Source organism: Streptomyces sp. NPDC038135 (genome assembly GCF_055601245.1).
Map to the genome: position 1 here is coordinate 131,242 of NZ_JBVJXS010000002.1, position 12,356 is coordinate 143,597.

Consider the following 12,356-nt stretch of genomic DNA (forward strand, 5'->3'; position numbering starts at 1 on the left):
CTGCGACAAAGCGGTTCGGATCAGGGAGAAGCAACATGGCCAGCAAGGCTGAGAAGATCGTCGCCGGCCTCGGCGGCATCGAGAACATCGAGGAGATCGAGGGCTGCATCACCCGGCTCCGCACCGAGGTCGCCGACCCCTCGCTCGTCGACGACACCGCCCTGAAGGCCGCGGGCGCCCACGGCGTCGTCAAGATGGGCACCGCCATCCAGGTCGTCATCGGCACCGACGCCGACCCGATCGCCGCGGAGATCGAAGACATGATGTGAGCCTCCCGGTTCACCTGGAAGGGGCACTTCCCGACGCGGGAGGAGCCCCTTCCGCGCGTACGGCTAGGCTCGGGAGCATGTCTCGAATCGACGGCCGCACGCCCGAACAGCTCCGCCCGGTCACCATCCAACGCGGCTGGAGCAAGCACGCCGAGGGCTCCGTCCTCGTCTCCTTCGGCGACACCAAGGTCTTCTGCACCGCCTCCGTCACCGAAGGCGTCCCGCGCTGGCGCAAGGGCAGCGGCGAGGGCTGGGTCACCGCGGAGTACGCCATGCTGCCCCGCGCCACCAACACCCGCGGCGACCGCGAGTCCGTCAAGGGCCGGATCGGCGGCCGCACCCACGAGATCTCCCGGCTCATCGGCCGCTCCCTGCGCGCCGTCATCGACTACAAGGCGCTCGGCGAGAACACCATCGTCCTCGACTGCGACGTCCTCCAGGCCGACGGCGGCACCCGCACCGCCGCCATCACCGGCGCCTACGTCGCCCTCGCCGACGCCGTCGCCTGGGCCCAGGGCCGCAAGCTGATCAAGGCCGGCCGGCAGCCGCTCACCGGGACCGTCAGCGCCGTCTCCGTCGGCATCGTCGGCGGGGTGCCCCTGCTCGACCTCTGCTACGAGGAGGACGTGCGCGCCGAGACCGACATGAACGTCGTCTGCACCGGCGACGGCCGCTTCGTCGAGGTCCAGGGCACCGCCGAGGCCGAGCCCTTCGCCCGCGACGAGCTCAACGCCCTGCTCGACCTCGCCGTGGCCGGCTGCGACCAGCTCGCGGCGGCCCAGCGGGCTGCCCTCGAGGCCACCCTCGCAAAGTAAAGGGACCGCCAAAAAAGCCGGTACGCGAGGGCAACCCCCGCATCCTTCCCGGCGTCCGTATGGGTACGGGCGCGCGGCTCATCACCGTGCGCCCGGCCAGCCGTACCAGGGGAGGGACACCACACCATGGCCGCCAGCCGACGCCGAAGCCGGCTCACCGCCGTCGCCGCCGCCCTAGCGACCGCCGCGCTCACCGCCGGCCTCACCACCGGCTGCGACGCCGTGAACAAGGCCCTGGACTGCGTGCAGACCGCCGACTCCATCGCCGACAGCGTCACCGACCTCCAGCAGGCCGTGGAGAACGCCGGCGACGACCCCACGCAGGCCGACGCCTCCCTCGACTCCATCGAGAAGAACCTGGACAAGATCGGCGACAAGACCGACGACGCCGACGTCAACAAGGCCGTCGACGACCTCTCCAAGGCGGTCGGCAACGTCCGTACCGCCATCAGGAACGGCGACCCGGCCCCCGACGTCAGCCCCGTCACGGACGCCGCCGGCGAACTGACCAAGGTCTGCACCTCGTAGCCGCGGACCGCCGGGGCCGGGGGAGCGCGCCCGGCACGCCGCCGCGCCGCCCGGCACGCACTCTCGCCGCACCGGCCGGCACGCCGCCCCTGGCAGAGCGGGCCCGTCGGACAGGCCCTGGGCCGTTTCCGCGAAGTCGCGCCTGCGTTGCGGCGCTCGGCACCCCTGGCCCGGCACGCCGCCGCGCCGCCCTTGGCAGAGCGGGGCCGCCGGGCAGCGCCTGGGCCGTGTTCGCGAAGTCGCGCCTGCCTCGCGGCGCTCGGCACTCCGGCCCGGCACGCCGCCGCCCCTGGCGGAGCGGGCCCGTCGGACAGGCCCTGGGCCGTGTTCGCGAAGTCGCGCCTGCGTCGCGGCGCCCGGCGCGCCCTCTCGCCGCACCCGGACGCCGCGACGCCCGCCCTTTACGGGCGAACGACGCGACCTCGCGGACCGGACCTAGTCCCGCCGGCGCTCCTCGCGTCGCGCCCGGTGCAGTTCGTGCCGGGCCTCCCTGCGCTCCAGCCGCTCCTGCCGGCGCTGCTCCTTCAGCCGCTGCCGCTCGGCCCGCGTCACCTTGCGCTCGACGCCCACCCCGCCCCAGAAGGCGAAGCCGCCGACGACGACCCGCGGGGCGCCCGGCTCCGGCGGACCGTCGTCCCTCGGGTGCTCGAAGCCCCCCATCACGCCGATGCCCCGCACCACCACCTCGACGCCCGGCGGCACGATCACCTGCACCCCGCCCATGATCGCCACGCAGTTGATCTCGACCTCGCGGTCCGCGAAGTTCGCCTCCCGCAGGTCGATCTCCCCGCCACCCATGAAGGCGAGGCAGTTGAACCGCTTCGGCACCGTCCAGCGGCCCCTGCGCTCGAACCCCGACAGCACCGCGAACCCGCCCGCCGAGGAACCCTCGCCCCCGACGATCCGGCCCGCCCAGCCACCCCGCTCCGCGGGCTCCTTCGAGAAGGAGACGGGCACGGGCGCCGCCACGGCCCCGGCCGGCAGATCGCGGGTGATCGGCGTCAGCTCACCGTACGTACGCGCCTTGTACGCCGCCTCCAGCCGCTCCTCGAACTCCCCCATGTCCAGGCGCCCTTCGGCGAGGGCGTCCCGCAGGACCTCGGCGACCCGCTCACGGTCGGCGTCGGACGCCCGGAGGTCCGGACTTGCGTCGTCGGTCATGGCAGCAGACTACGAGACCGCCTTCTCCGCGTACATCTTCGCGATGACCGCCTCGATGTCCGGCTCCCGCACCGACAGGTCCACCAGCGGGTACTCGGCCGCGATGTGCGCCACCAGCGGCGCCGCCGACTGCCCGGCGGGGAACGCCAGCCACTGCCGCGGCCCCGACACCCGCACCACCCGGCACGACGGCGCCTCGATCGGCGGCAACTCCCGCTCCAGGTCCACCACCAGCGTCCGCTCGCCCTCCCCGGCCTCGTGCAGCCCGGCCAGGGCGCCGTCGTACATCAGCCGTCCGTGGTCGATCACCATCACCCGCGAGCACAACTGCTCGATGTCCTGCAGGTCGTGCGTCGTCAGCAGCACCGTCGTACCGCCCCCGGCGTTCAGCTCCTTCAGGAACCCCCGCACCTTGGCCTTGGACACCACGTCCAGACCGATCGTCGGCTCGTCCAGGTACAGCACCTCGGGATCGTGCAGCAGGGCCGCCGCGATGTCCCCGCGCATCCGCTGCCCCAGCGACAGCTGCCGCACCGGCACGTCCAACAGCTCGCCCAGCTCCAGCAGTTCGACACAGCGGTCCAGGTTCTCCCGGTAACGGCCGTCCGGGATGCGGTACATGCGGTGCGCCAGCCGGTAGGAGTCGATCAGCGGCAGGTCCCACCACAGCGTCGTCCGCTGCCCGAACACCACGCCGATCCGGTGCGCCAGCCGGGTCCGCTCCCGCGACGGATCGATCCCCGCCACCCGCAGCCGGCCGGCGCTCGGCGTGAGGATCCCGGTCAGCATCTTGATCGTCGTCGACTTCCCGGCGCCGTTCGGGCCGATGTAACCGACCATCTCGCCGCGCGCCACGGTGAACGAGATCGAGTCCACCGCCCGCACCTGCCGCCGCTCCCGCTTCATGAACCCGGTCTTCCGGCGCACCTCGAAGACCTTCTCGACCCTGTCCACCTCGATGAACGCGTCCACCGCTAACTCCCTGTACTCCGATACGACCGAAGCCCCGCCCGCCACGCCAGCCCCGCCGCCGCGCAGCACACCACCGCCACCAGCGGCGGCGCGAAGGCCGCCCACCCCGGCAGCCCGCCCAGCGGGTACGGCCGCCCCAGCACATAGGCGGCCGGCACCCAGTTGACGAAGGCCAGCGGGAACATGAACGTCACGCCCCGCACCAGCTCCTTGCCGAACACCGTCGGCGGGTACTGCAGCAGCGTCTGGCCGCCGTACGTGAACGCGTGCTGCACCTCGGACGCGTCCTGCGCCACGAACTGGAAGGCCGCCCCCGCCACGAACACCGCGGAGAAGATCACCCCGCCGCAGACCAGCATCCCCGGCACCATCAGCACCTTGACCGGCGTCCAGGCGATGTCCGACGCGACCAGCGAGTAGCCCAGCACCAGCGCCCCCTGGCTGATCCGCCCGACCCGGCGCAGCGCGAACCGGTCCGCGGCGACCTGCGCCAGCACCGGCGCGGGCCGCACCAGCAGGGTGTCCAGCGTGCCGTCGCGCACCCGGCGGCCCAGTCGGTCGGCCGAACCGATCGCCAGGTCGGCGAGACCGAAGGACGTCGCCGACAGCCCGTACAGAAACGCCACCTCGGGCAGCGAGTAGCCGCCGAGGACGTCGACCCTGGAGAACATCAGCATGATCGTCACGAAGTCGAGGCCGGTCACCACCAGCCCGCCGAACGCAGTCATCACGAAGGAGGCCCGGTAGGTCAGCGTGGAGCGGATCCACATCCCGGCGATCAGCCGGTAGGCGCGCAGTCCCTCGGCCAGCGGCCGGTACTCACCCCGGTACTGACCCGGCCGGTACTCGCCCTGCCTGTACTCACCCACCCTGGACCACCACCCGCCGGGCCGCCGCCGTCTGCACCAGCCGTCCCACCGCCAGCAGCACCACCGCCCACCCCGCCTGGAACAGGAACGACGGCAGCGGATCGGCCGTCCCCATCAGCACGTCCGCCGGCACCTGCACCTGCGCCGCCCACGGCAGCGCCCGTACGACCTCGCCGAGCGTCCCGGGGAAGGCGTTCAGCGGCAGCGTCATGCCCGAGCAGAAGATGCCGGTGACCATCAGCGCCTGCAGCGCCCCCGTGCCGTCCATCAGCCAGAACCCCGTCAGCGCCACCAGGTAGCGGATACCGAAGCTGACGACCATCGCCAGCGCCACGGAGACCAGGAACGCCAGCCACGTCCCCACGTCGCCGGGCAGCGCCGTGGGGAACACCAGCGCGCCGAACGCGAACGGGACCACCCCGCGGCCGAGGAGCTGGAACAGCGCCCGGCCCAAATCGTTCGCCAGCCACCACACTTGCAGGTCCGCCGGCCGGTACAGGTCGATCGCGACCTCACCCGTACGGATGCGTTCCATGAACTCGGTCTCGAAGCCGCCACCCTGGATCGCCAGCGTCGCGTACAGCGCCTGTCCCAGCCAGACGAACGTGACGGCCTGGGCCTGGTCGTAGCCCCCGAGGTGCGGTTTCGCCTCCCACAACGCCAGGTAGGTGTAGACGAGGATCAGGCCGAAGGCCGTGTTCGTGAACACCCCTGCCGCAGTGGCCGCCCGATACGTCGCGTACCGTCTGAATCCCCCCGCCGCGACGGCGGCGTACAACCGTCCAGCGCCCACGTCAGTCAACCTCCCGGACCGCTCGACACCGAAGCGCAGGAGCCTAGTCCGGAGGCCCGGCGACCGGCGACGCATTTTCGTTCCGGAAGCGTGCCGGAATCCGGGAACGGATCGCCAGGTGCGAGAGTCTTCAATCCGGGGGCGCAGAAGGCGTACGAGGCGTACGGGAAACGTACGACGCGAAACAGGAGTCCGTGCACGACATGAGCGACGAGCCGCAGCCGCAGCAGCCGAACAAGGGCGGGGCACCGGAACAACCGCTGCCGACTGCAGGGCCCGCACGATCCGGTGAGGCCGCCGGCGGTGCCACCGGAGACACCCGACCCGGAGACGGCGGCCACGACCGCGACCGGGAGGGCGGCAAGGACCGGCCCGGCCCGGACCGGGCCGAGGGCCGGGCGCAGGGCCGTGAACAGGGGCAGGCGCAGGGGCAGGGCCGGGAGGGCTCGGGGGCCGGACCGGCCCGGGGTGGCCGGGAGGAGAAGTCCGCGGCTCCGGCCGACGGCGCCTCCGGCGACCAGTCGTCGCCGGGTACCGGTGTGGACCAGGCCGCCCGGGCCCGCCGTGCGGCCCTGGCCGCCCAGATGGGCCGGGCCGGCCGCGCGGGCGACGCAAGCACCGGGGCCGGAGCGCCTCGGCGGCCGCAGAACGGCCTGCCCGTCCAGCAGGCGGGACAGTCACCGACGCCCGCGCAGCCCGAGGACAGCCGGAGCGACCGCCCCGGCCTGCCTCCGCAGGCACCCGCGAAGCCCGAGGGCTCCCGGGAGCCGGGGGCCGGCCGGGCCGAGGGGTCTCAGCGCCCCGGTGTGCCGCAGCAGTCGGGGAAGTCGCAGGACTCCGGGAAGTCCGGGGCGTCCGAGGGGCCGGCCGGCGAGCGGTCGGCCGGGGCCCAGGGCTCCGGTGCGTCCCAGCAGCCGGGACAGCCGAAGACGCCGGGGCAGCCGAAGACGCCGGGGCAGCCGAAGACGCCGGGGCAGTCCGGCCGGCCGGGGCAGTCGCCGCAGACGCCCACGGCGATGTCTTCCGACTCCGGGGTGCCGACGTCCGAGCGGCCGGCCGGGCCCCGGCGTCCCGGGGTGCCTCCGCAGGCGCCCGGGAAGGGCGAGGGCTCCAAGGAGCCGGGGGCCGGTCGCGCCGAGGGCACTCAGCGCCCCGGTGTGCCGCAGCAGTCGCAGGGCTCGGGGAAGTCCGGGACCTTCGAGGGGCGGGCCGGCGAGCGGTCGGCCGGGGCCCAGGGCTCCGGTGTGCCGCAGCAGTCGCAGGGCTCGGGGAAGTCCGCGGGCTCCGATCAGCAGGCGGCCGGGCGTTCCGGCGCGCCTCGGCGGCCCGGGGTGCCCGGTCAGGCGGGCGAGCCGCAGGGCTCCGCGCGGTCCGGCGGCACCGGGAACCCGGCGGCCGAGCGGTCCGCGACCGGCCGGCGCCCCGCAGTGCCCGGCCAGGCAGCGCAGCCACCCGCGTCCGCCAAGGGCCCGCGGGAGCCCGGCGCCCAGGACGCCGACGCGGCCGAGAGCACCCAGGTGCTGCGGCGCGTCAACACGTCCCGTGCCTCCACCGCCGCCCAGGGAGCCGAAGCGGCCCGCAAGGGCGACGGCGGAAAGGCGGCCGGCGGCCCGCAGGAAGCCGGGGACGCCCAGGCGGCCGAGACGACCCAGGTCCTCCGCAACGTCAAGGCCCCCACCACGTCCGAGCCGGCCCGGCCGGGCAACGCCACCACCGGCGCGAAGAGCGGCGGCACGAAGAACGGACCCCGGGCAGCCATGGCCGGCGGCGCCGCAGCAGCGGCTCAGGCCGCCGCCGGAAGCGGCGCGGCCAAGGGCGCCCGGGCCGCGACGGGCGGTGCCGGCGCCGCCAAGGCGGGGACCGCCGCGGCCGGCGCCGGGAACACGACCGCCGACACCGCCAACGCGGACAGCGGCGGCACCGGCGGCGGAGGCGGCAAGGGCAAGAAGCCCAAGCGCCCCAAGCGGACCGGCTGGCGCCGCCTCGTCCCCACCTGGCGCATGCTGCTCAGCACCTTCGTGATCGGCGTCATGCTGATCATCGGCCTGCTCTTCCTCGGCTACTCGCTCGTACAGATCCCGTCCGCCAACGCCCTGGCCACCAAGCAGAGCAACGTCTACCTCTACTCCGACGGCTCCCAGCTCGCCCGCGACACCCGCGACAGCAAGGTCAACCGCGAGAACGTCAGCCTCGCCCAGGTCTCCAAGGCCGCCCAGCACGCCGTGCTCGCCGCCGAGGACCGGGACTTCTACTCCGAGTCCGCGGTCGACCCCAAGGCCATGCTCCGCGCCGGCTGGAACACGGCCCTGGGCAAGGGCAAGCAGTCCGGTTCGACGATCACCCAGCAGTACGTGAAGAACTACTACCTGGGCCAGGAGCAGACCGTCACCCGCAAGGCCAAGGAGTTCTTCATCTCGATCAAGCTGGACCGCGAGAAGTCCAAGGACGAGATCCTCGAGGGCTACCTCAACACCAGCTACTTCGGCCGCAGCGCCTACGGCATCCAGGCCGCCGCCCAGGCCTACTACGGCAAGGACGCGACGGACCTCGACCCGGCCCGCGCCGCCTACCTCGCCGCCCTCGTCAACGCCCCCAGCGAGTACGACGTCGTCGCGCACCCCGAGAACAAGCCCGCCGCCGTCGCCCGCTGGAACTACGTCCTGGACGGCATGGTCAAGGAAGGCTGGCTCGGCAAGGGCGAGCGCGCGGGCCTGAAGTTCCCCACGCCCAAGGACCAGACCGTGCCCAACGGCCTGTCCGGCCAGCGCGGCTACCTCGTCGACGCCGTGCGGCAGTACCTGATCAGCAACGACATCGTCACCGCCGACCAGCTCGCGGCCGGCGGCTACCGCATCACCACCACCATCCAGAAGAACCGGCAGAACGCCTTCGTCAAGGCCGTCGACGACCAGCTGATCTCCAAGCTCGACAAGAAGAACCGCAAGGCCGACAACTACGTCCGCGCCGGCGGCGCCTCCGTCGACCCCAAGACCGGCAAGATCGTCGCCATGTACGGCGGCATCGACTACGTGAAGCAGTTCACCAACGGCGCGACCCGGGGCGACTTCCAGGTCGGCTCCACCTTCAAGCCCTTCGTGTTCACCTCGGCCGTACAGAACAGCTCCACCACGCAGGACGGCCGGCCCATCACCCCGAACACCATCTACGACGGCACCACCAGGCGCCCCGTGCAGGGCTGGCCCGGCGGCGCCTACAACCCCGCCAACGAGGACGAGAAGTCCTACGGCGACATCCCCGTCCGCAAGGCCACCGACCTCTCCGTCAACGCCGTCTACGCGCAGATGGCCGTCGACGTCGGCCCCGACAGGGTCAAGCAGACCGCCGTCGACCTCGGCATCCCCGAGCACACCAAGGACCTCCAGCCCTACCCGTCCATCGCCCTCGGCACCGCCACCGCCAGCGTCCTCGACATGGCGGAGGCCTACGCCACGCTCGCCAACCACGGCCAGCGCGCCACGTACACCATGGTCGAGAAGGTCACCAAGGACGGCACCCAGCAGGTCGACCTGCCCCAGCGGCAGACCAGGCGGGCCGTCACCCGCGAGGCCGCCGACACCACCACCTCGATCCTGCAGAGCGTCGTCGACAACGGCACCGCCGTCGCCGCCCAGGCCGCCGGCCGCCCCGCGGCCGGCAAGACCGGCACCGCCGAGGAGGACACCGCCGCCTGGTTCGCGGGCTACACCCCCGAACTCGCCACCGTCGTCTCCGTCATGGGACAGGACCCGGTCACCGCGGCGCACAAGTCCCTGTACTACGCCCTCGGCCAGCCCCGGATGAACGGCGGCGGCCCGCCCACCGCCATCTGGGCCCAGTACACCCGCGACGCGCTGAAGGGGAAGCCGGTCAGCGACTTCGACCTCCAGCTCCAGCCGGGCGCCGACAAGACCCAGGCCCCCATCGACCCCTCCGCCGACCCGAGCACCGGCGGCCCGGACGACGGCGTCACCACGGACGGGAGCACCACCGACGGCGGCACCACCGGCAGCACCCCCAGCACCGACGGCGGCACCGGCAGCACCCCCACCACCGACGGGGGCGCCACCGACGGCGGCGCCACGACCGACGGAGGCGGCACCACCACCGGCGGAACCACCGACGGCGGCGGCACCACCACCGGCGGGGACACGAACGGCGGCCTGACCACGGGCGGCGGCACGGACACCGGCGGCGGCACACCGGGCGGCGGCACCGGAGGCGTCGACACGGGCGGAGGCACCGACAGCGGAGCCACCGCAGGCCAGCCGTAGGAAGAAGCGCCCGTCAGTGACCGCCGGTCGCCTTGAGCCCCACCACGGCGACCAGCAGCAGGCAGACGAAGAAGACACGGGCGGCGGTGACCGGCTCACCCAGCACCACCATGCCGAGCACCGCCGCCCCGGCCGCCCCGATCCCCACCCACACGCCGTACGCCGTACCGATCGGCAGCGACCTGGCGGCGTACGACAGCAGCATCATGCTCGCCACGATCCCGGCACCCGTGAACACACTCGGCACGAGCCGGGTGAACCCGTCGGTGTACTTCATCCCCACCGACCAGGCCACCTCGAGCAGACCGGCGACAATCAGCAGAACCCACGCCACGACGACACACCTCCGGCAGACGAACCCATTCCTGGTGCGTCGTCTTTGCCAGCATCCCGGTACGGCGCGTCTCGTCGGGCTCCCTCGAACATAGCAAAGCGACGGCGGAGGGGCCGGTGACCACGGTCACCGGCCCCTCCGCCGTCGCTCTCCGGGACTCCCGGCCGCCTCAGAGGTACAGGCCCGTGGAGTCCTCCGCGCCCTCGAACCGGTCGGCGGCCACCGCGTGCAGATCCCGCTCCCGCATCAGCACGTACGCCACGCCCCGCACCTCGACCTCGGCCCGGTCCTCCGGGTCGAACAACACCCGGTCGCCCGTCTCCACGGTCCGCACGTTCTGACCCACCGCGACCACCTCGGCCCAGGCCAGCCGGCGCCCGACCGCCGCCGTGGCGGGGATCAGGATGCCGCCGCCCGAACGCCGCTCGCCCTCACCCGTCTCCTGCTTGACCAGCACCCGGTCATGCAGCATCCGAATGGGCAGCTTGTCGTGATGGGGGGTGCTCTGCACGTTTCTGTTGGCGCTCACGCTCCGAACCTACCTGCCTTCTGCACGCCCGTACGAGCCCGGGTCGCCGAGCCGCTCAGCGGCCGCGCCGCCGCACACTCAGCGCGAGCAGCCCCACCAGCCCGACCGCGACCAGCGCCACCGGCACCACCCGCTCCAGACGCGGGGCGCCCTCCTCGTCCACGAACTGTGCCCTGACGTCGCTCACCACCCGGTTGACCTGGACATACGCCCGTCCAACCGTGTGATCGAGATTGGCGACCACCTTGGCCTTGGCATCCCCGACGATCGTCTTCGGGTGCACCCGCACCCCGATCTCGTCGAGCGTCTCGGCCAGCACTTCGCGGCGGCGCCTGATGTCCGCCTCGATCTCTGCCGGGGTTCTGGTGTCCGACGTGTCCGCCACCGTACGGCCTCCGAAGTCTCCTGATGCTGTCCTGGACAGTCTGTCAGTTCCCAGTACGGCCGCACCGCAACGCCCCCCGTTACGCTGGACCGATGAGCGAGCGACTCCAGCCCGGCGACGTGGCCCCCGCCTTCACCCTCCCCGACGCCGACGGCAACCAGGTGTCCCTGTCGGACCACAAGGGCCGCAAGGTCATCGTCTACTTCTACCCCGCGGCGCTGACCCCCGGCTGCACCAAGCAGGCCTGCGACTTCACGGACAACCTCTCCCTCCTGGCCGACGCCGGCTACGACGTCATCGGCATCTCCCCGGACCAGCCGGAGAAGCTGGCCAAGTTCCGCGAGAAGGAGTCCCTGAAGATCACGCTGCTCGCCGACCCCGACAAGAAGACCACCGAGGCCTACGGCGCCTACGGCGAGAAGAAGAACTACGGCAAGACGTACATGGGCGTCATCCGCTCCACGATCATCGTCGACGAGCAGGGCAAGGTCGACCGAGCCCTCTACAACGTCCGCGCCACGGGCCACGTCGCCAAGATCATCAAGGATCTGGGGATCTGACCCCGCTCGTGCCGCCGCGGTCGTGCCGCTTCTCCTGCGGGGGCGGACGGTGAACGGAGCGGCACAGTAAAGTAGGCCGCGCCTCAGGCGGCCGTGATGGAACTGGCAGTCATGCTGGGTTTAGGTCCCAGTGGGTTCACGCCCGTGTGGGTTCGAATCCCACCGGCCGCACCGCCCCTCGCCTTCGGATTGAAGGTGAGGGGCGTTTCGTATGTCAGCCCAGCAGCTCCCGCACCACCGGCACCAGTGCCCGGAACGCCTTGCCCCGGTGGCTGATCGCGTTCTTCTCGTCGGCGCTCAGCTCGGCGCAGGTGCGGCTCTCGCCGTCCGGCTGGAGGATCGGGTCGTAGCCGAAGCCGTTCGTGCCGGCCGGGGCGTGCCGCAGGGTGCCCCTCAGCTGTCCCTCGACCACCCGCTCGGTGCCGTCCGGCAGGGCCAGCGCCGCCGCGCAGGCGAAGTGCGCGCCCCGGTGTTCCTCCGCGATGTCGGAGATCTGGGCCAGCAGGAGGTCCAGGTTGGCCTTGTCGTCGCCGTGGGCGCCCGCCCAGCGGGCGGAGAAGATGCCGGGGGCGCCGTTCAGGACGTCGACGCAGAGGCCGGAGTCGTCGGCGACGGCGGGGATGCCGGTGGCCTGGGCGAGCGCGTGGGCCTTGAGCAGGGCGTTCTCGGCGAAGGTGACGCCGGTCTCCCGGACGTCGGGGATCTCGGGGTAGGCGTCGGCGCCGATCAGCTCGTGGGGGAGGCCTGCTTCGGCGAGGATGGCCCTCAGTTCGGTGATCTTTCCGGCGTTGCGGGTGGCGAGGATCAGGCGGGTCATGGGGGCCAGTATCCCTTGACGGCCGAAGCCCCCGGCGACCGGCCGCAAGGGCG

13 protein-coding genes, 1 tRNA gene and 1 riboswitch are annotated in these 12,356 nt (G+C 72.6%); of the genes, 6 read left to right on the top strand and 8 right to left on the bottom strand.

All coding sequences use genetic code 11. The features are described from left to right. Positions 1-35 precede the first annotated feature (35 nt). The 3 genes from ACZ7JA_RS04920 to ACZ7JA_RS04930 all read left to right on the top strand — a co-directional run bounded on the left by ACZ7JA_RS04920 (position 36) and on the right by ACZ7JA_RS04930 (position 1,612). Positions 36-269, top strand: a complete 234-nt coding sequence (locus ACZ7JA_RS04920) for a PTS sugar transporter subunit IIB (RefSeq protein ID WP_351665246.1) — start codon at positions 36-38, stop codon at positions 267-269. A gap of 77 nt (positions 270-346) precedes the next feature. Continuing rightward, on the top strand, positions 347-1,084 hold the full coding sequence (gene rph, locus ACZ7JA_RS04925) for a ribonuclease PH (RefSeq protein WP_351665244.1): 738 nt from the start codon (positions 347-349) through the stop codon (positions 1,082-1,084). Between the two features lie 126 nt (positions 1,085-1,210). Continuing rightward, entirely contained in the window at positions 1,211-1,612 is a 402-nt protein-coding gene (locus ACZ7JA_RS04930) for a prefoldin domain-containing protein (RefSeq protein WP_351665242.1), read from the top strand. A gap of 435 nt (positions 1,613-2,047) precedes the next feature. On the opposite strand, the gene ACZ7JA_RS04935 is transcribed toward ACZ7JA_RS04930, so the two are convergent. The 4 genes from ACZ7JA_RS04935 to ACZ7JA_RS04950 all read right to left on the bottom strand — a co-directional run bounded on the left by ACZ7JA_RS04935 (position 2,048) and on the right by ACZ7JA_RS04950 (position 5,407). After that, positions 2,048-2,773 carry a DUF1707 SHOCT-like domain-containing protein gene (locus tag ACZ7JA_RS04935; RefSeq protein ID WP_389446473.1) on the bottom strand — a complete coding sequence of 242 codons (726 nt, stop codon included), beginning with the start codon at positions 2,771-2,773 and terminating at the stop codon, positions 2,048-2,050. Positions 2,774-2,782: 9 nt separating this feature from the next. After that, the gene (locus ACZ7JA_RS04940; protein WP_351665416.1) at positions 2,783-3,790 is read right to left on the bottom strand and encodes an ABC transporter ATP-binding protein; all 1,008 of its coding nucleotides are present in this window, start codon (positions 3,788-3,790) and stop codon (positions 2,783-2,785) included. Beyond that, positions 3,748-4,515, bottom strand: coding sequence for an ABC transporter permease (locus ACZ7JA_RS04945; protein ID WP_351665414.1), 768 nt, complete (start codon positions 4,513-4,515; stop codon positions 3,748-3,750). Before ACZ7JA_RS04945 ends, ACZ7JA_RS04940 begins: the two co-directional genes overlap by 43 nt. A gap of 91 nt (positions 4,516-4,606) precedes the next feature. Next, positions 4,607-5,407, bottom strand: a complete 801-nt coding sequence (locus ACZ7JA_RS04950) for an ABC transporter permease (protein WP_351665238.1) — start codon at positions 5,405-5,407, stop codon at positions 4,607-4,609. 203 nt (positions 5,408-5,610) lie between these two features. Between ACZ7JA_RS04950 and ACZ7JA_RS04955 the strand changes: the two genes are divergently transcribed. Then, complete coding sequence (locus tag ACZ7JA_RS04955) at positions 5,611-9,678, top strand: transglycosylase domain-containing protein (protein WP_470807224.1); 4,068 nt, start codon at positions 5,611-5,613, stop codon at positions 9,676-9,678. Between the two features lie 13 nt (positions 9,679-9,691). Here the strand turns inward: ACZ7JA_RS04955 and ACZ7JA_RS04960 are convergent, their stop codons facing one another. From ACZ7JA_RS04960 to ACZ7JA_RS04970, 3 genes are all read right to left on the bottom strand, one after another. Then, positions 9,692-10,012: a DMT family transporter gene (locus ACZ7JA_RS04960; protein WP_351665234.1), complete on the bottom strand. Its 321-nt coding sequence runs from the start codon at positions 10,010-10,012 to the stop codon at positions 9,692-9,694. Between the two features lie 33 nt (positions 10,013-10,045). Next, a riboswitch (guanidine-III (ykkC-III) riboswitch) is annotated at positions 10,046-10,112 on the bottom strand. 69 nt (positions 10,113-10,181) lie between these two features. Then, a complete protein-coding gene (locus ACZ7JA_RS04965; protein WP_351665232.1) occupies positions 10,182-10,541 on the bottom strand; it encodes a GroES family chaperonin in 360 nt (119 codons plus the stop codon). 55 nt (positions 10,542-10,596) lie between these two features. Beyond that, positions 10,597-10,926, bottom strand: coding sequence for a DUF3618 domain-containing protein (locus ACZ7JA_RS04970; RefSeq protein ID WP_351665230.1), 330 nt, complete (start codon positions 10,924-10,926; stop codon positions 10,597-10,599). Positions 10,927-11,018: 92 nt separating this feature from the next. Between ACZ7JA_RS04970 and bcp the strand changes: the two genes are divergently transcribed. Together bcp and ACZ7JA_RS04980 are read left to right on the top strand one after the other, a co-directional pair. Next, positions 11,019-11,486 carry a thioredoxin-dependent thiol peroxidase gene (bcp, locus tag ACZ7JA_RS04975; protein ID WP_351665228.1) on the top strand — a complete coding sequence of 156 codons (468 nt, stop codon included), beginning with the start codon at positions 11,019-11,021 and terminating at the stop codon, positions 11,484-11,486. 87 nt (positions 11,487-11,573) lie between these two features. Beyond that, positions 11,574-11,657 (top strand) — tRNA-Leu (locus ACZ7JA_RS04980). Between the two features lie 43 nt (positions 11,658-11,700). Here ACZ7JA_RS04980 and rdgB read toward each other — a convergent pair. Beyond that, positions 11,701-12,303 carry an RdgB/HAM1 family non-canonical purine NTP pyrophosphatase gene (rdgB, locus tag ACZ7JA_RS04985; RefSeq protein ID WP_351665226.1) on the bottom strand — a complete coding sequence of 201 codons (603 nt, stop codon included), beginning with the start codon at positions 12,301-12,303 and terminating at the stop codon, positions 11,701-11,703. Between the last annotated feature and the right edge of the window lie 53 nt (positions 12,304-12,356).